A 24,340-nucleotide genomic window follows, 5' to 3' on the forward strand; every position below is an offset into this window, starting at 1 on the left:
TACAGGGCCGTCACCTCGCGCACCAGGCGCTGGGCGCTGGCGTGCTCCCCGGTGCTGCAGCGCCACGCGCAGGCGCACATCGCGGGCATCGCCGGCCGCAGCCGCGTCCCGCCGAGTGCCCCGGCGTCGTCGCCGAACACGCTGGTCACCCCGATCAGGTCGATGCGCAGCGGCGCGACGCCGGCCAGGCGCTCGCGCAGGACCTCGCCCGCCAGCCGCGCGCGTGCTTCGGCACGGGCCCCGGCATAGGAAATCTCGCCCTCGGCGAACCAGCCGGATTCGAAGCACACATTCACCTTGAGCGACGGTGGCCGCACATGGCCGCTCACCCCTTCCAGCCGCACACGGTCGGTGCCGGCCGGCAGCACGCGCGCGGTGGTGATGTCGGCCACCACATCGGGCGTGAGGTAGGCGGCCGGGTCGTGCAGTTCGTACAACAGCTGCTCCTTCACCGTGCGCTCGTCGATGCGCCCGCCTGTGCCCGCGGGCTTGGCGATGGTGCAGTGGCCATCGGCGTCGATCTCGGCGATGGGGTAGCCCAGTTGCGCCATGCCCGGCACGTCCTTGTAGCCCGGGTCGGCGAAATACCCGCCGGTGACCTGCGAGCCGCATTCCAGCAGATGCCCGGCCATGGTGGCGCGCGCCAGCCGGTCCCAGTCGTCCGGGGCCCAGCCGAAATGCGCGAGGGCCGGCCCCAGCACCAGCGAGGGGTCCGACACGCGGCCGCACACCACGATGTCGGCGCCTGCGCGCAGCGCGTCGGCGATCGGCTGCGCGCCGATGTACGCATTGGCGCTCACGATGGGGTCGGTGGGCAGGGCTGCGCCCAGCGCCTGGGCCAGCACGGCACGGTGCCCGTCCCCGCTCAGGTCGTCGCCCTGCACCACGGCGATGCGGGGGCGGCGCGCGCCCAGCGCTTGGGCCAATTGCTGGATGCGGTGCGCGGCACCCAGCGGATTGGCCGCGCCGAAATTGCTCACGATGCGAATGCCGTGCTGCAGGCACTGCGCCAGCACGGGGCGCAGCAGGTCGTCGAGCAGCGGCTCGTAGCCGGCGTCCGGATCGGCACGGCGCGCCAACTGGGCCAGGGCCAGGGTGCGCTCGGCCAGGGTTTCGAAAATCAGTACCGCGGGCTGGCCGCTGTCGATGAGGGCCTGCACCACGGGTGCGGCGGCATCGGTGCGGTCGCCCGAGAAGCCGGCGGCGCAGCCGACCAGCAGGTTTTTTGGGGGGGCCATGGTTGTCTCCTGCCGGCCAATGTAGGCCCCGCGCGTTATTCTGTGAAATAGATAATCAGGATCAATTCATCCAAATCTTCAATGAATATCTCCACACGGCAGATCGATGCCTTTCTCGCCCTGGCCGGCCAGCGCAGCTTCACGCGGGCGGCCGCGCACTGCCACCTGTCGCAGCCCGCCTTCAGCGCGCTCATCCGCACGCTGGAAGATGCGATGGGACTGAAGCTGTTCGACCGCAGCACGCGCCACGTGGCCCTGACGGCGGAAGGAGAGGATTTTCTGGAATCCGCGCGCCGCATCCGGGCCGAGGTCGACAACGCCTTCGCCGCGGTGCACGACACCGCCACACTGCGCCGGGGGCGCGTGGCGATCGCCCTGCTGCCCTCGCTCGCGGCGGGCTGGCTGCCCGGTGTGCTGGCAGCGTATCGCGCAGCCCATCCCGGCATCGAACTGGACATCGCCGATGTGCTGTCGGAACCCTGCATCGAGCGGGTGGCCACGGGCAAGGCCGATTTCGCGTTGGCGGCCATCCGGGCAGATACGCCGGAATTGCAGGCCGAGCCGTTCAGCAGCGACGGCTTTCACCTGGTGTGCCCCGCCGACCATCCACTCGCGCGCCGCCGACGCAGCGGCGGCAAGGTCGTTGCGGTGCAACCCGCCGACCTGGCGGCGTTCCCTTTCGTGCATCTGGCCCGAACCAGCAGCGTACGCCAGTACCTGGAGGCAGCGCTGCACCCGCAGGCGATGAACACGCTCATGGAAGTGGAGCAGCTCGCCACCGTGATGGGCATGGTGCGCGCGGGCCTGGGCATCAGCGTGGTGCCCACGCTCACGCTTTTCCACTTCGACCAACCCGGGCTGGTGACGCGGCCACTGGCATTGCCGGGGCTGACCCGCCAGATCTACCTGGTGCGTCGCCGGGACCGCAGCCTGTCGGTCGCGGCCCAGGCGATGTATTCCCTGGTCATGGAGCACCGGCCTTGAGCGCCATCAGGTGCTTCTTTTTTCATAGCAAATAAAGCCTTGGATAAAGCGGTACAAGCGGATTGGACTCAATACCTGGACCCGGCCGTGGCCGCGCCGGCTCAGTGGTGAGGTGGCGGCTCCTGCACGGGCGGCCCATCGCCTCCCGGCGGGTCTTCGACAGGCGGTGCAGGCGTCCAGGCGGGCTGGGGGGGCGTATCCAGCGGAGGCTGCGGGGTGGTCGGGGTCGGAATGGGGATGGAGGACGCGTGCATCGATGGCCTTTCAAGGGACAGTGAAAACGTGGGAATCGGCGGTGCCGCTGCAGCGGGCGAAACAGGCGCCTGGCAGCATGCAGCAAGCCCTATTCCGTCTTCTTTCGGTCATCGAGCTCGCCGATCAGCGCCGCACCCTGGCGTGAGGACAACCGGGGTTCCTTGTGCGCATCGCCCCCGTAGTCCAGGCCCAGGCCGCGTGCCGAGCCGGAGGCATCGACGGCGGCGATCGGGCCCGTGGGATGCTCATGCACCGCGTCTTCCGGCGCGCGGTTGGCGTACGTGGATTCGTCACCACTGGCTCCGAAGCGCCGGGGGCCTTCGCCATCGCCGCGGTTCTCGCCGTCCACTTCGCCACGGCCGCGCGCGTCGTCGCGCATTCCATAGAGGTTGAAATGGCCCTGATCGCGCTGGCGATCCTGCTCGGGCGTCAATTTGTCATGTGCCATTTTTTCGCTCCTGAAAAGGAAGCTGCCAGCCTATGCCGCGCATGGCCAGACAGGTGTAGGACCAGCGCTTCCAACGGGCTGGCATTGAAAACCCGGATGAAAGTTGCGCCAAAATACTGTAAATTCATACAGCACCAACCCAAGGAGCACGCCATGGAAACGGAAGAACTCACCTACACGGTCACCCTGCGCGACTATCCGGAAAACCTGCCCGAACGCGAGCGCACCAACGCGGAACGCCGCTATGCCAAAGCGATGGAAAAGGCTTTCGGCTCCGCCGCCCAGGTCGCCGCGGCACTGGACACGCTGCGCAGCCTGGAAGAGTCGCCGCCCGAAGTGGTGCCTCCTGCCGATCTCGCCTTGCTGCGGCAATGGGGCAAGGCCAGTACCGCGGCGCGCCAGGCCGCGTTCCAGGGCTTGGGCGAGGCAGAGAGCGCGTACTTCGACGTCCATCTGGCGGGATGAACTTGCGTTGTTGCCCGTCCTTTCCCCAGCCATTCCCACACCCATGGGCTTCGACCAAATCGCCATCGCTTTGCTGGGCGCCGCCGCGGCGTGGCTCTCTCAATCGCGCCACGAGGAGCGCCGGCGCTGGGCCTGCATCTTCGGAATGCTGGGACAGCCCTTCTGGTTCTATGCCAGCTGGACGGCGGGCCAATGGGGAATCTTCGCCGTCAGCATCCTCTACATGGGGGCGTGGCTTCGCGGCCTGTGGATCCATTGGCTGACCGCCCGCGAGGCACCGCAGGGCATCGGTACCATTCAACTGACCCCGCAACGCAGGCCTTGACCGCCGCCCACGGCCATCGCGGTCGATGGCATTGTCCTGCCGCAATCGTCCTACGCGAAACAAGCGAGTGACAGACCTAGCATGGCGCTCCCATTCCATCAGGAGCCACCCATGTCGGACGACGCCACGAAAACTGCGGAAGACCGCAAACTCATCAGCCTGGCCGAGGACTACGAGGTGCGCGACTGGGCCCGGTCTCTGAATTGCACCGAGGACGAGTTGCGCAGCGCGGTGAAAGCCGTGGGTAATTCTGCTCAGGCGGTGCGCTCTTATCTGGCGAATCGGTAGGTGCTCGCCATGTGGGAAGAACCAGTTGGAAAATTGGCAGATCTTCGGCAAGTGTGCATGCCGGACTCACGTGACAACGTGCTGGGCGCGGATCCAGCGCAGTTGCCGCAGCAGGCACATCAAGCGCACGAAGCCCGTGTGCAAATGAGCCATTCGGAGGCGCCTTCGCGCCAGCTTTCCTGAGGGCCCGGCAAGAGTTGATCAGCGCTTGGCAAGGCCTCTGCCCTTGCACTGCGATGCCCGCATCATCGAGCTGAGCCGTCCATTTTGCACAATCCACCACTTTCCATGCAGTGGGACAACAGATTGGTCAACAGCGCCTAATATTGACCTGTCGACACTCCCTGTCGACACCTCCCTTTCTTGCTCTTGAGCAAGTTTCAGCCCGCCTTGTGCGGGCTGCCTTTTTTGTGCCGCCGCTTTCATTCTCACCGTGGCGATTCGGTGCGCGAGCGATTCACTTCAAGGCCAAAGTAAAGCGCTGAATGCGATCTCACCCGCACTCATGCAGAGGATTGCAAACGCCGTGCAATGAATGGTCAACCGGCGTGCCCCCCCTCCGTCAAACCGGACGACGTATCTTCATTGGCATGTCCAGGCCATGCCGGCTCCGGTGCACGTCTGTCCATCCGGCGCCGTCAGCACACCGTTCCCGCTTCGGCCATAAGCAGCACCTCGATCGTCGTAGCAGAACTTGGTGTCGCAGTGCGTCATGACGATCTGCCGGATCACAGGGGGTGGTGGTTCCTGAATGAGCGGTGTCTGCGTACCGCATGAGACATTCACCCCGCTGATCGCGGCGTTCATGCGTAAGCGCTTTTCTGCACCAGACAGGGTTCGAATGCTAGAGACGAACTCCAACTCCTTTTGCGCGGCACGGCACTCGGCGGTGGGCTGCGTTTGCGCCATGACAGTTGGCACTGGTGGAATCGTTGGAGTGGGAAGGCGTTGAGCGTCCTGTTCGGCGCGCTGCTGTTGCGCCTTCAACTGATGGGCCTGAGCCGCCCCTGCGCGTTCCTGTTGCAACACTTCCGCCGTTTTACGCTGTTCGATCTGCGCGCCCGCCTGGCCTGCTTGGCAGGGCTGATCGGAATAGGTGAGCTTGCCTTTGGCATATACGCACCGATGAACCTGCGCTGCGGCCGATAGCGTACAGCTGCACAGCACCATGGCCACCATGGTGAGTCCCTTGGTTTTCATAGATAAGACCTCCGTGCCGGGACTCTAGCAGGCCGACCGTAGCAACGTCGTGCACCAAAGACTGAGTTCGGCGCGAAATTGCAACAGCAGGTTCGAGTGCGAAACGTGCAGTTTCAGTCGCCGCTACACGGGCACTGGCCATCACCATGGCGCTGGTGTTGAGAACCGTCGCCACACGCAGAAGAAAGCCGTCACAGCCACACAAAGCAAAAAGCGCTGCAACTGGAACAGCTGCAGCGCTACGCATTATCTGGTGGGACGTGCGGGGGTCGAACCCACGACAAACGGATTAAAAGTCCGCTGCTCTACCAACTGAGCTAACGTCCCAACCTTTGCCACATCGGCATGAAACCCATGCAGCAAAGCCTCGAATTATAGCGTCTTTTCCAGGCGGATCTACCGCTTTGGTACGGTTGCCAGCATGTCCAAGACCCATCCGGCAGCGCATTGGCCAAACGTGGCGGTCACCGCCACCACCGAACCATAGCCATGGCAATTGAGTGAACCGTCGCCATCGCCGGCGATATCGCAGGACGCATGGGGAGGTGCCACCGCTTCCCGGCTGAACACGCACTGGACACCGATGCGGCGCCCCTCTTTCGCAGCGCCATAGTGTTTACGCAACCGGTAACGCATCTGGGCGAGCAGCGGATCGTGCGTGGTATTCGACAGATCGTCGATGTCCACTTTGTGCGCCAGCCGTTTGCCGCCTGCAGCACCTACAGCCACGAGCCGATGCTTACCGCGAATCGCCCAGTCAGCGATCAACGCCTTGGTCTTGACTTGGTCGCAGGCATCCACGACCGCATCGACCCCATGCGGCAACAAGGCCGGCCAGTTGCCGGCATCCGCAAACTCCTCGATGCAAGTCACCTCGCACTCAGGATTGATCTGTCCAATGCGATCTCGCATGGCTTCGACCTTGGCTTGGCCCACCGTGCTGGACAGGGCATGGATTTGGCGGTTGATATTGGACTCGGCCACCTGATCCAGGTCGATCAATGTGAGGTGCCCGACACCGCTGCGCGCCAGCGCTTCCGTAGTCCAGGAGCCCACGCCGCCAATGCCCACCACGGCCACATGCGCGTTGCGAATGCGCGCGGCGCCGTCCACGCCATACAGACGCTCCAGGCCGCCGAAGCGGCGCTGGAGATCGGCGGTGCCGGCATCCTGCATCGCGTTGACGTGCGAATGGATTTCTGTCGAAGGCTCTACCGCGCCGCTCACTTCAGGCGCGACAAGCGTTCTTTGGCCGCTCCAGCCGCTTCCGACTGGGGGTAGACGCGGATCAGGTCTTCCAGCGTCTTGCGGGCGGCGCGCGTGTCCTTCAACTCGATCTGGCAGTTGGCGATCGACAACGCAGCCTCCGGGGCACGCGCATGGTCAGGCGCAGCAGCCAGCAAGGCCTTGAAGTTGTTGATGGCTTCTTTGTAATCGCGCGTAGCGTATTGGGCATTGCCCAGCCAGAACCTGGCGGAAGGCGCATAGCCGCTGCGCGGGTACTGCTTCAGGAAATTTCCGAATGCGCTCACGGCATCCGGAAACTTGCCAGTACGAAAGACCGCCAGTGCCGCATCGAAATCCCGCTTTTCGGCGGGGTCGGCCTGGAACTCCTGACCATCCACCGTGACCTTGGCAGGTTCGAACTGGCGCAGCCGTTCGTCAACGCCTTGGGCGATGTCTTTCTGGCGGCGCTGCAGCTCGGAGACATCCCGAAGCAACTGCTCGTTCTGCCCACGCAGATTGGCCTGCTCGGTCCGCAGGGTTTCGATCTGTGTCTGCAGATCGAGCAGGCTTCGGCGCATTTGGGAAGTCTCGTCGCCTGAGCGACGAAGATCGTCACCCGCACGCTGATTGGCCTGCTGCAGCGTGTCTACACGCTGACGCAATTCCAGAATGGCGCGGCGTGCTTCTTCATCCTCGAACAGCGCGGCATGGCTTGTCGGAGCGAAAGCCGCCGACAGGGCCAAGGCCAGCAGGGCAAGTGCCTTGCGGGGAACCACCATCTGCGCGCTCATCAACGGTAAGACAGCTCAACGCGGCGATTCTGGGCGTACACGTCTTCCGTGCTGCCCTGTGCCGCAGGCTTTTCCTTGCCGAAGCTCACAGCTTCCATTTGCGCTTCCGACACACCGAGCAAGGCAAGCGAACGGCGCACCGCTTCAGCGCGCTTTTGACCCAGGGCCAGGTTGTATTCACGGCCGCCACGCTCGTCGGTGTGGCCTTCGATCATGACCTTGCGGTTCTGGCCTGCCTTGATGAAACGGGCGTGCTGCTCGATCAGCGACTGGAACTCCGGCTTGACCGCGTAGCTGTCGTAGTCGAAGTACACGATGCGGCTCACGCCGACCGGGCCTGCGCCATCGCGCGCCGACTGGCTCAGGTCCACGGGAGCGACGCCGCTTTGTGAAGCGCCGTTGGGGTTGGCGCCACCATTGCCTGGCATCGTCGAAGTAGCGCCCTTGTCTTCCACAGGCACGTCTTCCAGCTTTACGCCGGAGCTGCAGCCAGCCACGATGGCTGCAGCGATGAAGATGGCGGAAATGCGTTTGAAGGGAAAGCGGTTCATTGAAATACTCCTCAAGTCCAAATGATCAAAAATCGAAAGATGGGCGGTCACTGTTTTTGGAACGGGCCCCAGTCGGGCTCGCGGATATCACCGCCCTGCCCGGCCAAGCGCGCCTTGATCTTGCCGTCCAGCGTGGTCGTCATGAGCGCTTCCCGGCCTTGTTGCTGCGTCGCGTAGACGATCAGGCGGCTGTTAGGCGCAAAGCTGGGGTTTTCATCTGCAGTCGTGTCGGTCACGGCCGTGGCCGTACCGGTCGCCAGATCCATGACGTGCAGCTTGAACGCACCGCCGATGCGCGAGACGTAAGCCAACCACTTGCCGTCGGGGCTGATGCTGGGGGAAATATTGTAGGAACCAGTGAACGTCACACGCTCGGCATTGCCGCCCGAAGCGCCGACTTTGTAGATCTGCGGTGCGCCGCCCCGATCGCTCACGAAGTAGATGCTACGGCCATCGCTCGAGAACATGGGTTCGGTATCGATGCCGGTGCTCTGCATGAGACGGCGAGGCTCGCCGCCATTGGCATCGATGGTGTAGAGCTGCGAGCCACCGTCGCGGCTCAGAGTCACGGCGAGCGTGCGGCCGTCGGGAGACCATGCAGGCGCGCTGTTGGAGCCCCTGAAGTTGGCGATCAGGCGGCGCCGGCCCGAGGCCACATCGTGCACATACACAACCGGCTTGCGTGACTCGAAAGACACATAGGCCAATTGCCCACCGCTGGGAGACCAGGCCGGCGAAATGATGGGTTCCGGGCTGGACAACGCCGATTGCGCGTTCTCTCCGTCCGCATCGGCCACCCAGAGGCTGTAGCGCGGGCCGGACTTGGTGACATACGCAATGCGGGTCGAGAACACCCCGCGCTGGCCCGTGAGCTTTTCGTAGATGAAATCAGCGATGCGGTGGGCCACCAGACGCAGGTCACCCTGCGTGACCACGAAGCTTTGGCCGCCGAGGTCCTGGCCGCGCACCACGTCCCACAGGCGAAAGCGGATGTCGAAGCGACCGTCGGGCAAGCGCGCGATGCTGCCGGTCGTGAGCGATTCCGCGCCCTTTTGCTTCCAAAGGGCGACGTCGGGGCGCGACGTTTCGTCGAGCGCCGGCCCGGAAGAATCGACCGCCCGGAACTGGCCACTGCGCTCCAGGTCGGCCTGGATGATGGCCGAGATCTTTTGCGGGGACTGCGCCTCACCACGGAACGGCGAGATCGCAAAGGGAAGCTGGGTCAAACCCACGCCGGTGATTTCGACCCTGAATTGGGCCAGTGCAGGCAGTGCGGAGGAAAAAACCAGCGCGGTGATAGCGTGCCGGCGAGAAAGGTGCGGCAGGGCCGCAGCAAGAATGGAGGATGGATTTCGGTCAATAGTCATTGGCAGCCATCGGATACCGAGCAAATGCCGGTGGACAGACCGTGGATGTTACACACTGGGGGGATACCCCTGTGACAAACTGTGCAAGGTTTGGATGCGGTCCTACGTAGAATCCGCGCCTCATGCACGCCCCAGACCCCCGCCCCCTTCCGGCTTCCGAGCAAACCGCCCGCCTCACCCTGGCCACTAGGCTCCGGCGGCTTTCCGTTTACTTCGGCAACCAGCGCTCCGCATGGACACTCGCCGTGCTGGCCACGCTGGTCGGAGCGGTCACTGAGCCCCTCATTCCCGCGCTGCTCAAGCCCTTGCTAGACCAGGGATTCACCGAAGGCTCCTTGAAACTCTGGATGGTTCCGCTGGCCATCATGGGTGTGTTTCTGGTACGGGGATTGGCGCAGTTCGCGGGGCAATACGCTCTCGCCCGCATTGCCAACGAAGGCATGATGAAGCTGCGCGAGGCGCTCTTCGACCGCCTGCTCGCAGCCGAAATGGCCCTGTTCACGCGGCAGTCGGCCAGCACCCTGTCCAACACCGTGGTGTACGAAGTGCAGACCGGCGCCACGCTGCTCGTGCAGGCGCTGATGGGGCTGTCTCGCGACGGATTCACCCTGATCGCCCTGCTGGGATACCTGCTCTACCTCAATTGGCAGCTCACGCTCATCGTCGCCATCGTGGTGCCGGGCGTGGCCTGGATCATGAAGACGCTGTCCCGGCGGCTCTACCGCATCACCAAAAGCAGCCAGGAAGCGACCGACCAGTTGGCCTACGTGGTGGAAGAAAACGTGCTGGCCCATCGCATGGTTCGGCTGCACGGTGCGCAACCCAGCCAGTCGCGGCGCTTCGGTGTTCTGAGCCAGAGCCTGCGCCGGCTGGCCATCAAGGCCACCATCGCTTCGGCAGCGATGACCCCGCTCACCCAATTGCTCGCCGCTGCAGCCCTGTCGGGCGTGATTTGCGTGGCGCTCTGGCAGAGCCATGCCAGCGGCGACCGTGATGTGACCGTGGGTGGCTTTGCGGCATTCATCACCGCCATGCTCATGCTCATCGCACCGATCCGCCGCCTGGCGGACGTGGCCAATCCCGTGACCCGGGGGGTCGCGGCCCTCGAACGCGGATTGGCCCTGCTGGGAGATACCCGGGCAGAGGACGGAGGCGACCACGCGCCCGAGCGCACCTCGGGAGCCATTACCCTGGAAGACGTCACCGTGGCGTTCGGCGACGAGCAGGCCATGGCCCTGGACCACGTGAACCTGACCGTGCACCCTGGAGAAACCGTGGCGCTCGTAGGCCCGTCCGGCGCCGGGAAAACCACTTTGGTAAACCTGTTGCCCCGCTTCATCGCGCCGAGCGCCGGCCAGGTCCTCCTGGATGGCCAGCCTGTGTCGCGCTGGAACCTGCAAGCCCTGCGGTCGCAATTTGCCATGGTCAGCCAGGACGTGGTGATGTTCAACGACACGGTGGCAGCCAACGTGGCGTTGGGCGGCGAAATCGATGAGCAGCGCGTTCAGGACTGTCTGGCCGCCGCGAACCTGGCCGAGCATGTGGCGGCGCTGCCTTCAGGCATGCACACCGTGGTGGGCCACAACGCGACGCAGCTGTCGGGCGGGCAGCGCCAGCGCCTGGCCATTGCCCGAGCGCTTTACAAGGATGCGCCGATCCTCATCCTGGACGAAGCCACATCGGCACTGGATACCGAATCAGAGCGTCTGGTACAAGACGCGCTGCAGCGCCTCATGCAGGGGCGCACCACGCTCGTGATCGCGCACCGCCTGTCCACCATCGAGCATGCCGACCGGGTGGTGGTGATGGAGCGTGGACGCATCGCCGAACAGGGCACGCACGCCGACTTGATCGCCCAAGGCGGTCTGTACGCCCGGCTCCAGGCCCGCCCTGCGGGGCACTGAACCTCCGCTGCGCTCAGGTCCGACCGAAGGCGAAACGCTTCGCCGCCTTACCACTGTCCGCGGCGGGGTTGCCGCCGGCGCACGGCCTCAGCCACGAGTTCCTCCATGTCCTTGCGGTCGGCACGCCGCGCGAAGTCAGCGGCACCCAGACCGATCTGATTGCGCAACGTGGGGTCCGCTCCTTCGTCCAGCAGCAGCTTGGCAACGTCGGCCGTGCCGTAACTCACCGCCATCATCAAGGGCGTGGTGCCGTTGGGCGAGGCGGCGTCGATGTAGGCGTGATTTTCCAGTAGCAGCGTGGTGATGGCCGCCTGCTGCGGCGTGGTGCCGGAGGCTGCGTAGTGCAGAGGCGTCCACCCCGTCTTGTTGACATCGGCATCCTTGGCAATGAGCGCGCGCGCCGCCTCGACATTGCCCTTGATCGCGGCCAACATCAGCGGGCTTTCATCCTTGACGTTCCGCTCCTCCACCTTGATACCCTTGGCCGCCATCAGCGCCGCAAAGGCGCGCATGGAACCTTCTTTCAAGGCAAGCGTGAGCGCGACCTCACCCTTCGGATTGCGCGTATTCGGATCGAATCCCCGGCGTACCAGCGAGTTGATGCCGGAGTCGTCGTCGCGCAATACGGCGGTAAAGAAATCCTCATACGCACCGGCGTGGGCACATGCGCCGCACAGCGCCGCGGCGGCCAAAGCAAAGGAAGCAAGCACTCGGCGACGGACCATCATGATGGGGTGGCTCCAGAAAAGAACAGTGTGTCGAAATTGCGGCTCGTGGCCAGCGCCACCTCCTGCACGGGCATCCCTTTGACCTCGGCCAGTTGTTGCGCCACGAAAGGGACATACGATGGGTTGTTGGTCTTGCCACGGTAGGGCACCGGAGCAAGGTAGGGGCTGTCGGTTTCGATGAGCATCCGATCCAGCGGCACGAAAGCCGCCACATCCCGCAAATGCTGGGCGCTCTTGAACGTCACGATGCCGGAAAACGAAATGTAGTAGCCCAGATCGAGGGCCGCGCGAGCCACCTCTGCGGTCTCGGTGAAACAGTGGAATACCCCACCAGCCAGGTTTCCAATCCCGTTCTCGCCCTCTTCGCGCAGGATCGCCAGGGTGTCGTCCGACGCGCTTCTCGTATGGATGACCAGGGGCTTGCCGCACGTGCGGGCAGCACGGATGTGCGTGCGGAAACGATCACGCTGCCATTCCAGATCAGCGATGCTGCGCCCTCCTTTCCGATCTTCCATGCCGTAGTAGTCGAGACCGGTCTCGCCGATGGCTATCACCCTCGGCAAGGCAGCACGATCGAGCAGGTCCTGCTCGGATGGTTCGGCAATGCCTTCGTTGTCGGGATGAACGCCCACGCTGCTCCAGAAGTTGTCGTAGGCCATGGCCAGCCCGTGCACATCGGAGAACTCTTCCAGGGTAGTGCAGATGCAGAGCGCACGATCCACGCTGGCATCGGACATGGCCTGGCGAATGGCTGGCAGTTGGGAGACCAAATCAGGAAAGGTGAGATGGCAGTGGGAATCTGTGAACATGCGCAATCCAAACAAAAATGCCGACCGGCAGTCGGTCGGCATGGCAAAGGCGCGGGGCGCTCAGAGGGTCTGGGTCGGCCGGTCCGACCCCAGACTGGTTCCAAGCAACTCTTCGATCTTGAGCTTGAGAATGCGGGATTTCTCATCCCTCGGAAACTGAATGCCGACACCCTGTGTCCGATTCCCGGCCGCCCGCGCGGGGGTCACCCAGGCCACTCGCCCCGCGACGGGATACCGCTGCGTGTCTTCCGGCAACGTCAGCAGCACGTAGACATCATCGCCCAGCTTGTATTCGCGCTGCGTCGGCACAAAGATGCCGCCTTCGGCGAACAAGGGGATATAGGCCGCATACAGAGCCGCCTTCTCCTTGATGGCCAGCTGCATGACGCTGGGACGGGGCGCGGTAGAGGGGCTGCTCATGGTCTTGGGGCGTCTTCTTCAATGGCGCGAGTGTAGGGTGTTTCGCGCCTGCGCAACAAGCGCTTCCAGCATGAGCCCCGCATTGAAGGGGTGATCGGCGGTACGTGCCTCTTTTGCCAAAGCCTTCGCCCAGCGGCTCAACGGCCCGAGGCCCGGCGGCGTCGGCAGGTCCTCCACTGCAAAGTAGCGTGGCGCCGCGCCGACCCGGCACGCCATCAGGTCATGGCAAATTTTTTGCAACGCGTCCACCGCCTGGGCAGGAGAGGCATCGGCCAACGCCGTGACATCGCCCCGGGCGACCGCCTTGGGCAGCTGCGACCACGATTGCGGGCTGCGTCCGGCGCGGGCCAGGCTCAGTGCGTCGTCGGGACGACCGCCGCATGCACGCAGAAATGCGCTGGCAGCATCGGATTCCAGACCTTGCTGAACCAGCCAATTCACCATGTCGGACTCAGACGGCCATTGCATCGTGTGCCCCAGGCAGCGGCTTCGGATAGTGGGCAGCAACTGGTGCGCGGCCTCGGTGGCCAGGACAAATCGCACGTCGCCTGCCGGCTCTTCCAGCGTCTTGAGCAACGCATTGGCCGTGACGTTGTTCATCTGCTCGGCCGGGTACACGAGCACAGCCTTACCACGCCCGCGGGCGGATGTGCGCTGCGCGAACTGCACGGCGTCCCGCATGGCATCCACGCGGATCTCGCGGCTGGCCTTGCGCTTCTTGTCGTCGATCTCAGACTGCGCCTTCTCTGGCAATGGCCAGCCGCGCTCCATCATCTGCGTCTCGGGCATGAGTACACAAAGATCCGCATGCGTTCTGACCTCGACCGCATGGCAACTGCCGCAGTGACCACATGCGCCATCATTTGTGGGCGTATCGCACAACCAGGCTCGTACCAACTCCATCGCCAACGCATACTGGCCCAGCCCGGACGGGCCACTCAGCAGCCACGCATGACCCCGCTGTGCCAGCAGCGTCTGGCGTTGTGCGGCAATCCACGGGGCGATCAATCGAGGATGGCTCATGGTGCACCCGCGCCGACGTCTGGAGTGCCCGACTGCAGCCAGCCTCGCTGGACAAGCGCGCCTGTCAATTGCGACCACACCGCATCCCGGGGCTGTCCTGCGTCCAGGCGCACGAAGCGCTGCGGCGCAGCAGAGGCGCGATCGGCATAACCCTGCCGCACCCGGCCAAAAAAACTCGGCAGGCTGCGATTCGAAGCGATCGGGGGTGCGTGCATGGGCCAAGCGTGCTGCGGCTGTCTCCGGAGGGAGATCGAACCAGATCGTCAGATCAGGATCACGCATTTTTTCAGGCTCCAGTGCGTTACCTGATTGGGTGATGCGCTCCAAAATAGATAGCACCTTCGCGTCGAAGCCGCGTCCTCCTCCCTGATACGCGAAAGTGGCATCCGTGAAGCGGTCGCACAGCACCACCTCGCCCCTTGCCAACGCAGGCTCGATCACGCAGCGCAGGTGGTCGCGGCGCCCCGCGAACACCAGCAGCGACTCCGTGAGAGCGTCCATGGCGTCATTCAGCAAAAGCGCGCGAATCTTTTCCGCCAACGGCGTGCCGCCGGGTTCCCGGGTGACCGTGACGGTCTGGCCGTGACGCCGAAAGGCAGCCGCCAAGGCATCGATGTGCGATGACTTGCCCGCACCGTCGATGCCTTCGAATGTGATGAACCGTCCCGCTGGCTCCATGGTGGACTTTCTGCCGGGTTGGGGCGTGGTCAAGGCTGCCCCCGCTGGTAGCGGTTGACGGCCCGGTTGTGCTCATCGAGGGTCGGGCTGAACTGGCTGGTCCCGTCGCCTCGGGCAACGAAATACAAGGCGTTGGTCTTCTCCGGCTGGACTGCAGCGATGAGCGAGGCCTTGCCCGGCATGGCGATGGGCGTCGGGGGAAGGCCGGGACGGGTGTAGGTGTTCCAGGGCGTGTCCGCAAGCAGGTCACGTCGGCGCAGGTTGCCGTCGAATTTTTCACCCAGACCGTAAATCACGGTGGGATCGGTTTGAAGCAGCATGCCCGCCTTCAATCGGTTGCTGAAGACGCCCGCGATCTGTGCGCGGTCGGAAGAACGGCCCGTTTCCTTTTCCACAATGCTCGCCAGGGTGAGGGCTTCGTCGGCGCTTCGCAAAGGCGTGTCCGCCGCACGTTGCGCCCAAGCCGCCTCCAGCCGCCGGTCCATGGCATGCATCGCCCGGCGAAGCACGGACAAATCGCTGCTGCCTTTGGCATAGGTGTAGGTATCGGGGAAAAAGCGGCCCTCCGCCGGCAGGCCGGGACGCTCGAGGCGCGCCATGATGGCGTCGTCAGCGAGGCCTTTGGTATCGGGCTTTAGCTGCTCTTCGCGCGCCAGCGCCTGGCGGACCTGCCGAAAGGTCCATCCCTCTACCAAGGTGACGGCGCGCAGAGCCTCTTCCCCACGCACGAGTTTTTGCAGCAGCTCGCGTGGGGTGGTGCCTGGCGGAATTTCGTAGTTCCCGGCTTTGATCAGGCGATCCTGACCGGACAAGCGAAACCAGGCGTAGAGCAGACGTGGATCGGAGTCGACACCGGCGGCGACCACATCACGCGCTACACCGCGGGGCGTAGTGCCTGGCTCGATCGCCAACTCCAGCGGCTGCGCGGAGGACACGCCGCTGCGAACGGGCATGGGCTGGTGCAACCACCACACCGCTGCCGCAGTGGCGGAGCACACAATGACTAGCAACAACGCGAAAAAAACGACGCACAACCTTGGCAGCCTGTAGGGAAGTAACCGGGCATCATAATTCAGCCATGACTTATCCCTTGAACGGCATAGCCCCCCTTTCCCACCTCGGCGTGATTCGCGTGGAAGGGGAAGATGCAGCAAAATTCCTGCATGGCCAGCTCACCCAGGATTTCGCGCTGCTGGGTATGGAGGAGGCCCGATTGGCCGCATTCCTTTCCGCCAAGGGACGGGTGCAGGCCAGCTTCATCGGCTTCAAGCGCAGCGCCACGGAAGTGCTGTTGATCTGCAGTGGCGACCTGCTCGCTCCTACGCTCAAACGGCTGTCCATGTTCGTGCTGCGTGCCAAGGCACGGTTGAGCGATGCCACGGCAGATTTCGCCCTGTATGGCTTGGCAGGGAATGCGGTGACCGCTCTGGCAGCGGGTGAGCCACCCTCACCGTGGTCCAAAGCCAAGCGGGACGTTGCCACCGTGGTGCATCTGTATCCGGCAGTGGGTCAGCCGCGCGCACTATGGGTGGCACCGACCACCGCCCCTGCGCCGGTCGGGAATTTGCTCGCACCCGGCATGTGGGAGTGGGGCGAAGTTCAGAGCGGAGTCGCGACTCTGACAGCCCCCCTGGTGGATGTGTTCGTGCCCCAGATGTTGAACTACGAATCCGTTGGGGGAGTGAATTTCAAGAAGGGCTGCTATCCCGGCCAGGAGATCGTGGCTCGCAGTCAATTCCGCGGCACGTTGAAACGACGCACCTATCTCGCCCATGCAGCCCGTCCGATCATGGTGGGATCGGAGGTGTTCGCCGCCAGCGATGCAGAACAACCCTGCGGTTTGGTCGTGCAAACAGCGGAGTCTCCCACGGGGGGCATGGACGCCCTGGTGTCGCTGCAAATCGCCTCCACGGGCGAATCGCTTCGCGCAGGCGGCGCAGAGGGCGTGCCCCTTGCGTTAGGCACGCTACCTTATGCTTTGCTGGAAGACATCTGAATCGAACTGAAGGCCTGAATGAAGGTTCGTGCAGGCCCTTGGATTGAATTCGCTCTCTCGGTGAGCAGAATCATTTTTTTCGTAGCACCTGCCACTTGCGGCTCATCCAGTTTACGGGCCCCAGAAGCAAAATCGGAGAGCGCAACCATGGCTTCGTCACGGGTGGCCCAGTGGTCTTCGGGTAGAGGCAGGTTATGGCCGTCTACCTGGATCTGTGCGAAGTAATAGCGTCCTGCCTTGCTCAGACACAACTCGGCTGTGTAAGTAGCCCCGTCGGCCACTCCAAAAACTGTCTCTTGCGCGTGTTTCTCATGCATCTCGAGCCCTTTCAGAACTTTTTCCATTCTGAGCAGGTAGCCTCACAGTTTTTGTAGGCGGCTTGGCCTTGTGCAAGTCACGCCACGAACAATTCATGGGCAATCTGAAATCGGCAAACACCACGCGCACAAGAAAAAAAGCGCTGCAACCTTTCGATTGCAGCGCTTTGGTGATTTTGGGGTGGCTGATGGGGCTCGAACCCACGACAACAGGAATCACAATCCTGGACTCTACCAACTGAGCTACAGCCACCGCAGACTCAAATTATACCCACAAATCAATCGACCTCTGAGGAAAAAGCCATCAATTTTCCAGAACAGGCGCAACCGCTGGGCGAGGTACCTTGAACTGCACCTTGAAGCGGTCTTTCAGCAATTCGTAATACGCCAACGCTTCTGCGGAACCTGCAGCCTGCGCATACTGCTGATGTTGTTGGCGGTTTGCCGCCTCATCAGGGGCAGGACGGGGCACCAAGCGGTTGACCTTCACCACAGCGTAGCCCTGGGCGCCCAGGCTCACGCCAGTCCATGAAGGCAAAGCATCCACATTGGACTGCAGCGCGGCATCGATCACAGGCCGAGGCAGATTCTGCGGCTGATCCCGAGAAACGGTGAGTGCAGGCGCGAGGCCTGTGGCCGATGCAGGTGCAGCCTTCCAGGCCGCAAGCTTGGCTTCACCTTCCTTGCGAGCCATTTCCGCGGACTTCTCAGCCACATACAAATCCTTCACGCGGGCACGAACATCTTGCAGCGGCAATGCACGCGCAGGCGTATACGACGTGATTCGCCCGGCCACCAGGGCGCTGGGCCCGGTTTCGATGGCTTCGGTGTTCCGCTTGTGCTCCAGCGAATCCGGGGAGAACAGAGCCTCCAGGAAGCGCTGATTGGCCAAAGGCCCCTGCGCCCCCGCAGCAGGCGTGCGCATCACGCCATTGGCGGTCTGCACCTTGAGCTTGAGCTTCTCTGCGACGGATTGCAGACCGTCTGCCTGTTCGTACACCCCGTTGGTGAACGCTTCGGCCACTTCCGCAAACTTGCGTTGGGCCTGCTGCTGCTTCAGCTCTGTCTCTAGCGTGGGGCGCAATTGCTCGAAGCTGGGTTGCTTGGGCGCCTTGATGTCGGTCAACAAAATGATGTGATAGCCGAAGTCGGACTCCACCACGTTGCTGATCTCGCCCTTCTTCATGGAGAAGGCGGCATCCTCGAAGGGTTTGACCATCGCACCGCGGGCGAAGAAATCCAGATCTCCGCCAGAGGCTGCGGAGCCAGTATCCTGCGAGTATTTCTTGGCCAATTCGGCGAACGTGCCAGGGGCCTTGCGAACCTGCTCCAGCAGTTCGGTCGCACGTGCCTTGGCTTTTTCACGATCAGAAGCAGGGGCGTCCTTGCTCGCATTGATCAGGATGTGGCTGGCGCGGCGCTCTTCCTTGCCAGCCAAGCGTTCCAGATTTTGCTTGTAGTAGGTGCGCAGGTCTTCTTCGTTCACGACGATGCTGGACTGCACTGCATTCGTGTCCAGCACCACATATTCGATGTTGGCCTGCTCGGACTGCTGGAACGACGCTGCATGCGACGTGTAATAAGCCTCCAGGTCGGCATCCGAAGGCGTGACCTTGGTGGCGAAGTCGGCGGCATTGAAGCGCGCGATCTGGATTTCGCGCCGCTGATACAACGCGTCCAGCGCCAGTTGAGATTGTGCGTTGCTGCTGAAGGCCGAACCCAGCACACCCGACATCACCTGATTCACGGAAATGTCGCGGCGCACATTGGCTTCAAAACCTTCCGGCGTCAGTCCCTGGGCTCCTACGATGGCGCGATAGGCCTCCGCATCCAGCGTGCCATCCGGGCGCCTGAGATTCGCGATGGCAGGAATGCCCTGCAAAGTGCGGGCCAGCTGCGCGTCGCTGGCGATGAGGTGCATCTTCTGCGCGGCGGTCTGCAAAACACGATCACGCACCATCCGCTCCAAGGTCGCATAGCGCGCCTGAGGCGTGTCGAGCAGCTTGGCATCCACCGTGGGAGATTGCGCGCGAATGCGGTCCGTTTCAGCGCGATGGGCGTTGTCCCATTCGTCCTGCGTGATGTCGTGGCCATCGACGCGTGCGACCACTGGACTCTTGCTGGAGAAGTAGCTGCGGTCGATGCCGACAAGGACAAAAGACGGAATGATCAGCAAGAACAGCAAGAACATCACGATCTTGGAGTGCTTGCGGATGGATTCGAACATGTGCGATCTTTCAGTGGCGACAAAAGAAAAGGCGAACTCGCGTTCGCCTTTTTGTTCAGTGGTGGGTGCTGACGGGGTCGAACCGCCGACCTACGCCTTGTAAGGGCGCCGCTCTACCAACTGAGCTAAGCACCCCACCTAAACATAAACCATCAGTTCAGAGCATCCTTCAATGCCTTGCCTGGACGGAACTTCGGGACTTTAGCAGCCTTGATCTTAATCGTATCGCCCGTACGGGGATTACGGCCGGTGCGCGCAGCGCGCTTGCCCACGGCAAAAGTGCCAAAACCGACGAGAGACACCGTACCGCCCTTCTTCAGGGTCTTCTTGACCGCCTCGATCGTGGACTCCAGCGCTCGCGCTGCTGCAGCCTTGGAGATGTCGGCGTTGTTAGCAATGTGCTCAATCAGTTCGGTTTTATTCACAAGAAGCCTCTCGGGAAAAGAGTGGATGGAATGTCTTTTGCAAATCTGGCCCTCCGACACGCGCCGTACCGAGCCGCAACGAAGTGGCACATCAAGCAGGCGGGGAAGGGCTGACACTGGGGCAGATTCTGCTGTGTCAGATTAAAGCCATCGACTTTCCGGGTGTCAATACAGTGCGCCGTTTTACGGCAGCGTAGCAGCGAATTCTAGACGCATTTGTGAAGCGGGCCGGGGCTTCCAAGGGCTTTTTCTCGGTGGCGTTGCGCCCATAGGCACATCCCGTATTGACAATCTGCTGGACGGAATTTCCGTGCTCGCACCACCCGTCCATTCACGATGCAATGCACCGTCACTTCTTGACCCGCGCCCGAATTTCCGGAAGCGCCTTCTGAAGGTAATACACCATCGACCACACCGTGAGCACAGCGGCAATCCAGATCAGCCATGTGCCCCAGACGCCCGTGTCGACCACGCCAAACAGCTGTCCGTCGTACAGAAGAAAAGGGATCGCGATCATCTGCACCGTGGTCTTGACCTTGCCCAGCATGTGCACAGCCACGCTGCGCGACGCGCCGATTTGCGCCATCCACTCGCGCAGTGCCGAGATTGCGATTTCGCGCCCGATGATGATCATCGCAACGAAGACATCGGCCCGCTGAAGATGCACGAGCACGAGCAAGGAGGCACAGACCAGGAACTTGTCTGCCACCGGGTCGAGGAAGGCGCCGAACGACGAGGTCTGGTTGAGCTTGCGCGCCAGATAGCCATCCAGCCAGTCCGTCGCGGCGAAGATGACGAACATCACCGTCGCGATGAGATTGCGCGTGTTCGGCTCCAGTGGCGCGTAGAACACCCCCACGATCAAAGGTATCGCGACGATGCGCGTCCAGGTCATGATGGTGGGGATGGTCAGGAACATGCGGCGATTGTGTCATGCCCGTTCGGCCACCATCGCCGAACGAGGCCAATCCAGTCAACGCAGCGCGCGATAGATCTCCTCGGCCAGATCGCGCGAAATGCCCTCCACCGTGATCAGGTCCTCCACGCTGGCCGCTGCGACACCGCGCACGCCGCCGAACCGCTGCAGCAGCCGAGCCCGCTTCTTCGGCCCCACGCCCGGAATCTCCTCCAGTTGCCCCCCGCCCACACGCACCTTGGCCCGCGCCGCCCGCATGCCGGTGATCGCGAAGCGGTGCGCCTCGTCGCGGATCTGAGCGACCAGCATCAAGGCAGCGGAGTCCCGGCCCAGGTAGACCTTTTCACGCCCATCGGCAAACACCAATTCTTCCAGCCCCACCTTTCGGCCCTCGCCTTTTTCGACGCCGACGATGCGACTGAGGTCCAGGCCGAGTTCGGTGAACACCTCGCGCGCCATGCTCACCTGCCCCTTGCCGCCGTCCACCAGCACCAGGTCGGGCAGCCGGGCTTGGCTTGGCGCGGGCTCCGCGCCCCCGGCCTCGCGCTGCGCTTCCGCGACCTTGCTGTAGCGGCGCATGAGCACCTGCCGCATGGCTGCATAGTCGTCTCCGCCCGTGATGCCTTCGATCTTGAAGCGCCGATACTCGCTGTTCTGCATTTTGTGATGGTGGAACACCACGCAAGACGCCTGAGTGGACTCGCCCGCCGTGTGCGAGATGTCGAAGCACTCGATCGTGAGGGTATCGAGGTCCTCTTCGCTCAGGTCCAGCGCCTCGGCGAGGGCCCGGGTACGCGCCTGCTGCGAACCCTCTTCGGCCAGCAGGCGGGCCAGCTGGATGTCTGCATTTTTCTGAGCCATGTCCAGCCAGGCGCGGCGCTGCTCCCGCGGCTGGTGCACCGCCGTCACCCGCACGCCGGTCTGTTGGGACAGCGCATCGATCAATGCGCGATCGACCGGGTGGCTCACGATGAGCGCAGGGGGCACCGGCACGCCGATGTAATGCTGCGCGATGAAGGCCTCCAGCACCTGCGCCTCGACGGAACGCGCCGGTGCAGAACGCATGGACTGAGCCGACTTTCCTTCATCCACCGTGGCGCCAGCCAATTCACCGCCCTGCCCGCCTTCAATGGAAGCGGCCTCACTCGTGGACCCAGCGTCGTCCGCGGCCTCCTCTGCCTGGAATACGGCCGCAGCGTCTTCCACGTGCACGGGAAAGTACGCCCGGTCGCCCAGGTGCCGACCTCCCCGCACCATGGCCAGATTCACGCAGGCGCGCCCCCCCAGCACCTTCACTGCCAGAATGTCCACATCCTTGTCGGACACGGTTTCGATGGCCTGCTGGTGCAGCACGCGCGACAGCGCGGTGATCTGGTTGCGTACATCGGCTGCCTGCTCGAACTCGAGGCGGCCGGAATGCTCCATCATGCGGGCCTCCATCGATCGCAGCAGCTCTTGCGTCTCGCCCCGCAGCATGGCTTCCGCATGCGCGACATCGCTCGCGTAGGCCTGGGGCGAGATCAAATCCACGCAGGGACCGGTACAGCGCTTGATCTGATACAACAGGCAGGGCCGGGTGCGGTTGGCAAACACCGTGTCTTCGCAGGTGCGCAGGCGAAAAACCTTCTGCAGCAGCAAGATGGTTTCCTTGACCGCCCAGGCCCCCGGGTAAGGACCGAAGTAGCGGTGCCGCTTGTCGATGGCGCCGCGGTAGTAGGCCATGCGCGGGAAGAGCTGGCTTGGCGCCTCGCCGGTGCCGTCCTTGCCGGCCACGCCGGTGATCTTGAGATACGGATAGCTCTTGTCGTCCCGAAACAGAATGTTGTATTTCGGATTCAGCGACTTGATGAGGTTGTTTTCCAGCAGCAGTGCCTCGGCCTCGGAGCGCACCACCGTGGTTTCCAGCCGGACGATCCGGCCCACCATGTGGCCGATCCGCGTACCGCCATGGGTCTTGGTGAAGTAGCTGGAGACGCGCTTCTTGAGGTTGCGTGCCTTGCCCACATAGAGCAAGGCGCCTTGCGCATCAAAGTAGCGGTAGACACCCGGCAGCGGCGGCAGCGCGGCCACTTGCGCGAGGAGTTCGGGGGAATGCACATCGGACATGGCGCTATTGTGGCCAGTCTCTGCGCCCCGTCGCATGCCGCAACGGCCAAGCCCTGCCGGATCAGTGCCCGACGTGCCCTTCGTAGGCCTTGCGGGCCAGCGCCATGGCCAGGATTTCGGAAGGATCGATCAATGTCCAGCCTTGCGCTTGCGGGGCCTGGGGCAAGGCCAGCGGGATTTCGGTGCAGGCCATGATCAAGGCGATGCCATCGCCATGGCGCCCACGCAACTGCCTGCCCACGCGCGTGAAACATGCCTGCGCCAACGCCAGGTTCCCGGCCTTGACCCCTTGGTAGATGCCCTGCATGAGTTCTTCACGCTCGGATGGCTCGGGAATCACGCATTCGATGCCATGGGCCGCCATGACGGTGTCGTATAGGCCCATGCCGTAGGTGCCTTGCGTGGCCAGCAGCGCCACTTTGCGGATGCCCGCCGCTGCAATTCGGCGGCAGTCTCACGTGCGATGTGCAGCAGGTCCACGGACGGCACCCGCTCCTGCAGTGCAGCGTGCCAGGCGTGCGCGGTGTTGCACGAGATGGCCACGGCGCGGGCGCCCACGGCAGAGAGTTGCTGCAGCACCCGCGCCATTTCGTCCAACGGCTGCGGTGCGTTTGCATCGCTGAGCGCGCGGGACCGGTCCGCCACCGGGACCTGTGCCATCCAGTGCTCGGGGTATGCCTGGTCCTGAACCGCCAAACCATGGTCCCGCAGCCAGCGCTCGGACGCCTTGAGGAACAGGCGGGCGAAATCCACACCTGCCGCCGGCCCCATGCCGGCCAGGATGCCGACCTTCGCGGGCGCGCCAAAAAAAATGCGGTTCGCCGTTCATCGCAGCATGCTCGACATGGCCGATAGGCAATTGACCATTCGCACGGCCGACTCGGTGTCCGGTGCCTGAAAGCGCACGGCGTTGGAGGCCGCGCGCTCCAGCGTGGGCCACTGGCAGAACAGATCGGCCAGGGCAGGCGTCTGGGCCTGCACGTCCACCAGAATCTCGCCCTCGATGCGAAAAGGCGGCACGGCAGCACAATCCTGCACGGCTGCCGCCACGCCCGCCCGGATGGCCGCGCAGGACTGCGCGGGCGACAGGCTGATGCCGCTCGTCTGGCCCGTCGCCCGCTTGGTTTGCACGAACCGGGCCTGGGGAAACAGCGGCTGGGTTTCCGCGATGAACACGTCGTCACCCGACCCCATGATCACCGGCGCCCCATAGGCGCCTGCCAGGGCGCCATAGATCCCCGCCTCGCCCAGTTCCTGGCCGTTGAAGGCGATGCGCGCGAAGGCGAAGCTGTTGATGGTGTGGGCCAGAATGCCGCGCCCCTGGGCTCGGGAGTGATAGCCGATGAGACACACGCCGTCCATACCCAGTTCCACGCCCGCCACCATGCTCAGGTAGCGGGGCTTGCCCTGGATGGCCTGCGCCCGCTCGTCCAGCAGGTCCGGCGGCATGTTCCGGAAACCACCGTGCGAATCGTTCACGTAGACCTCGGAGGCCCCGGCATCGAAGGCGCCGGCGATCGCCGCGTTGGCCTCGGCCGCCATCAGGCGCCGCGCGCGCTCGTATTCGGGATTGCCGGGCCGCACCTGCTCGGGGTGGTAGACGCCCGCGACGCCTTCGATATCGACGGAAATGAGAATTTTCATGGAGGGGT

The 24,340-nt window shown here is 63.5% G+C and carries 24 protein-coding genes, 3 tRNA genes and 2 pseudogenes; 6 read left to right on the forward strand and 23 right to left on the reverse strand.

All coding sequences use genetic code 11. The annotated features are described in order from the left end of the window. Positions 1-1,238 (reverse strand): acyclic terpene utilization AtuA family protein (locus AC27IO_RS01965; RefSeq protein ID WP_498736993.1); only part of this gene is annotated, 1,238 nt, incomplete at its 3' end. A gap of 81 nt (positions 1,239-1,319) precedes the next feature. Here AC27IO_RS01965 and AC27IO_RS01970 point away from each other — a divergent pair. Beyond that, the gene (locus tag AC27IO_RS01970) at positions 1,320-2,222 is read left to right on the forward strand and encodes a LysR family transcriptional regulator (protein ID WP_317358606.1); all 903 of its coding nucleotides are present in this window, start codon (positions 1,320-1,322) and stop codon (positions 2,220-2,222) included. Positions 2,223-2,565: 343 nt separating this feature from the next. On the opposite strand, the gene AC27IO_RS01975 is transcribed toward AC27IO_RS01970, so the two are convergent. Beyond that, positions 2,566-2,925: a hypothetical protein gene (locus AC27IO_RS01975; protein WP_284430771.1), complete on the reverse strand. Its 360-nt coding sequence runs from the start codon at positions 2,923-2,925 to the stop codon at positions 2,566-2,568. A 153-nt stretch (positions 2,926-3,078) separates the two neighbouring features. Here AC27IO_RS01975 and AC27IO_RS01980 point away from each other — a divergent pair, with 153 nt between their 5' ends. The 3 genes from AC27IO_RS01980 to AC27IO_RS01990 all read left to right on the forward strand — a co-directional run bounded on the left by AC27IO_RS01980 (position 3,079) and on the right by AC27IO_RS01990 (position 4,003). Next, positions 3,079-3,390 carry a hypothetical protein gene (locus AC27IO_RS01980; protein ID WP_284406272.1) on the forward strand — a complete coding sequence of 104 codons (312 nt, stop codon included), beginning with the start codon at positions 3,079-3,081 and terminating at the stop codon, positions 3,388-3,390. Positions 3,391-3,433: 43 nt separating this feature from the next. Further along, positions 3,434-3,715, forward strand: a complete 282-nt coding sequence (locus tag AC27IO_RS01985; RefSeq protein ID WP_498736996.1) for a hypothetical protein — start codon at positions 3,434-3,436, stop codon at positions 3,713-3,715. A 111-nt stretch (positions 3,716-3,826) separates the two neighbouring features. Then, positions 3,827-4,003 carry a DUF3606 domain-containing protein gene (locus AC27IO_RS01990; protein WP_284430769.1) on the forward strand — a complete coding sequence of 59 codons (177 nt, stop codon included), beginning with the start codon at positions 3,827-3,829 and terminating at the stop codon, positions 4,001-4,003. Positions 4,004-4,585: 582 nt separating this feature from the next. Here the strand turns inward: AC27IO_RS01990 and AC27IO_RS01995 are convergent. The 6 genes from AC27IO_RS01995 to tolB form a co-directional block, all read right to left on the reverse strand. Further along, on the reverse strand, positions 4,586-5,203 hold the full coding sequence (locus tag AC27IO_RS01995; RefSeq protein WP_498736998.1) for a DUF4124 domain-containing protein: 618 nt from the start codon (positions 5,201-5,203) through the stop codon (positions 4,586-4,588). Between the two features lie 251 nt (positions 5,204-5,454). Next, a tRNA-Lys gene (locus AC27IO_RS02000) sits at positions 5,455-5,530 on the reverse strand. A gap of 69 nt (positions 5,531-5,599) precedes the next feature. Next, a complete protein-coding gene (locus AC27IO_RS02005) occupies positions 5,600-6,379 on the reverse strand; it encodes a tRNA threonylcarbamoyladenosine dehydratase (protein ID WP_498737062.1) in 780 nt (259 codons plus the stop codon). Positions 6,380-6,426: 47 nt separating this feature from the next. Further along, entirely contained in the window at positions 6,427-7,221 is a 795-nt protein-coding gene (ybgF, locus tag AC27IO_RS02010) for a tol-pal system protein YbgF (RefSeq protein WP_498737000.1), read from the reverse strand. Beyond that, positions 7,221-7,772 (reverse strand): peptidoglycan-associated lipoprotein Pal, encoded by a 552-nt coding sequence (gene pal / locus AC27IO_RS02015; RefSeq protein ID WP_284430765.1) that lies wholly within the window; start codon positions 7,770-7,772, stop codon positions 7,221-7,223. Before pal ends, ybgF begins: the two co-directional genes overlap by 1 nt. Before the next feature lie 47 nt (positions 7,773-7,819). Further along, positions 7,820-9,139 carry a Tol-Pal system beta propeller repeat protein TolB gene (tolB, locus tag AC27IO_RS02020; protein ID WP_498737064.1) on the reverse strand — a complete coding sequence of 440 codons (1,320 nt, stop codon included), beginning with the start codon at positions 9,137-9,139 and terminating at the stop codon, positions 7,820-7,822. A 122-nt stretch (positions 9,140-9,261) separates the two neighbouring features. On the opposite strand from tolB, the gene msbA reads away from it, so the two are divergent. Then, on the forward strand, positions 9,262-11,043 hold the full coding sequence (gene msbA, locus AC27IO_RS02025) for a lipid A export permease/ATP-binding protein MsbA (RefSeq protein WP_498737002.1): 1,782 nt from the start codon (positions 9,262-9,264) through the stop codon (positions 11,041-11,043). A gap of 47 nt (positions 11,044-11,090) precedes the next feature. On the opposite strand, the gene AC27IO_RS02030 is transcribed toward msbA, so the two are convergent. The 6 genes and pseudogenes from AC27IO_RS02030 to mltG all read right to left on the reverse strand — a co-directional run bounded on the left by AC27IO_RS02030 (position 11,091) and on the right by mltG (position 15,735). After that, positions 11,091-11,771, reverse strand: a complete 681-nt coding sequence (locus AC27IO_RS02030; RefSeq protein WP_284430762.1) for an ankyrin repeat domain-containing protein — start codon at positions 11,769-11,771, stop codon at positions 11,091-11,093. Then, positions 11,768-12,580 (reverse strand): TatD family hydrolase, encoded by an 813-nt coding sequence (locus tag AC27IO_RS02035; protein WP_284430761.1) that lies wholly within the window; start codon positions 12,578-12,580, stop codon positions 11,768-11,770. The genes AC27IO_RS02030 and AC27IO_RS02035 overlap by 4 nt, the downstream gene beginning before the upstream one ends. Before the next feature lie 60 nt (positions 12,581-12,640). Further along, complete coding sequence (locus AC27IO_RS02040; RefSeq protein ID WP_272568678.1) at positions 12,641-13,000, reverse strand: PilZ domain-containing protein; 360 nt, start codon at positions 12,998-13,000, stop codon at positions 12,641-12,643. An 18-nt stretch (positions 13,001-13,018) separates the two neighbouring features. Beyond that, entirely contained in the window at positions 13,019-14,023 is a 1,005-nt protein-coding gene (locus AC27IO_RS02045) for a DNA polymerase III delta subunit-related protein (RefSeq protein WP_498737005.1), read from the reverse strand. Continuing rightward, positions 14,020-14,701, reverse strand: a pseudogene (gene tmk, locus AC27IO_RS02050) (dTMP kinase). The gene AC27IO_RS02045 and the pseudogene tmk overlap by 4 nt, the downstream one beginning before the upstream one ends. 29 nt (positions 14,702-14,730) lie before the next feature. Further along, the gene (gene mltG, locus AC27IO_RS02055; protein WP_498737006.1) at positions 14,731-15,735 is read right to left on the reverse strand and encodes an endolytic transglycosylase MltG; all 1,005 of its coding nucleotides are present in this window, start codon (positions 15,733-15,735) and stop codon (positions 14,731-14,733) included. A 44-nt stretch (positions 15,736-15,779) separates the two neighbouring features. On the opposite strand from mltG, the gene ygfZ reads away from it, so the two are divergent. Further along, entirely contained in the window at positions 15,780-16,697 is a 918-nt protein-coding gene (gene ygfZ, locus AC27IO_RS02060; protein WP_284430758.1) for a CAF17-like 4Fe-4S cluster assembly/insertion protein YgfZ, read from the forward strand. On the opposite strand, the gene AC27IO_RS02065 is transcribed toward ygfZ, so the two are convergent. The 9 genes and pseudogenes from AC27IO_RS02065 to AC27IO_RS02105 all read right to left on the reverse strand — a co-directional run bounded on the left by AC27IO_RS02065 (position 16,673) and on the right by AC27IO_RS02105 (position 24,332). Further along, a complete protein-coding gene (locus AC27IO_RS02065) occupies positions 16,673-17,041 on the reverse strand; it encodes a hypothetical protein (protein ID WP_498737008.1) in 369 nt (122 codons plus the stop codon). The two genes, ygfZ and AC27IO_RS02065, sit on opposite strands and share 25 nt — an antisense overlap. 150 nt (positions 17,042-17,191) lie before the next feature. Then, positions 17,192-17,267: transfer RNA gene (locus AC27IO_RS02070), tRNA-His, on the reverse strand. A 51-nt stretch (positions 17,268-17,318) separates the two neighbouring features. After that, the gene (locus tag AC27IO_RS02075) at positions 17,319-19,241 is read right to left on the reverse strand and encodes a SurA N-terminal domain-containing protein (protein WP_284430756.1); all 1,923 of its coding nucleotides are present in this window, start codon (positions 19,239-19,241) and stop codon (positions 17,319-17,321) included. 59 nt (positions 19,242-19,300) lie between these two features. After that, positions 19,301-19,376: transfer RNA gene (locus AC27IO_RS02080), tRNA-Val, on the reverse strand. 17 nt (positions 19,377-19,393) lie between these two features. Then, positions 19,394-19,666, reverse strand: a complete 273-nt coding sequence (locus AC27IO_RS02085) for an HU family DNA-binding protein (protein ID WP_007858657.1) — start codon at positions 19,664-19,666, stop codon at positions 19,394-19,396. Positions 19,667-20,015: 349 nt separating this feature from the next. Next, a complete protein-coding gene (gene pgsA / locus AC27IO_RS02090; RefSeq protein WP_498737011.1) occupies positions 20,016-20,585 on the reverse strand; it encodes a CDP-diacylglycerol--glycerol-3-phosphate 3-phosphatidyltransferase in 570 nt (189 codons plus the stop codon). Positions 20,586-20,639: 54 nt separating this feature from the next. Then, a complete protein-coding gene (gene uvrC / locus AC27IO_RS02095; protein WP_498737013.1) occupies positions 20,640-22,688 on the reverse strand; it encodes an excinuclease ABC subunit UvrC in 2,049 nt (682 codons plus the stop codon). A 61-nt stretch (positions 22,689-22,749) separates the two neighbouring features. Further along, positions 22,750-23,459: pseudogene (locus tag AC27IO_RS02100) on the reverse strand (aspartate/glutamate racemase family protein). 54 nt (positions 23,460-23,513) lie between these two features. Then, the gene (locus AC27IO_RS02105; protein ID WP_498737015.1) at positions 23,514-24,332 is read right to left on the reverse strand and encodes a M55 family metallopeptidase; all 819 of its coding nucleotides are present in this window, start codon (positions 24,330-24,332) and stop codon (positions 23,514-23,516) included. Positions 24,333-24,340 lie beyond the last annotated feature (8 nt).

Source organism: Acidovorax sp. KNOB132 (assembly GCF_057541515.1).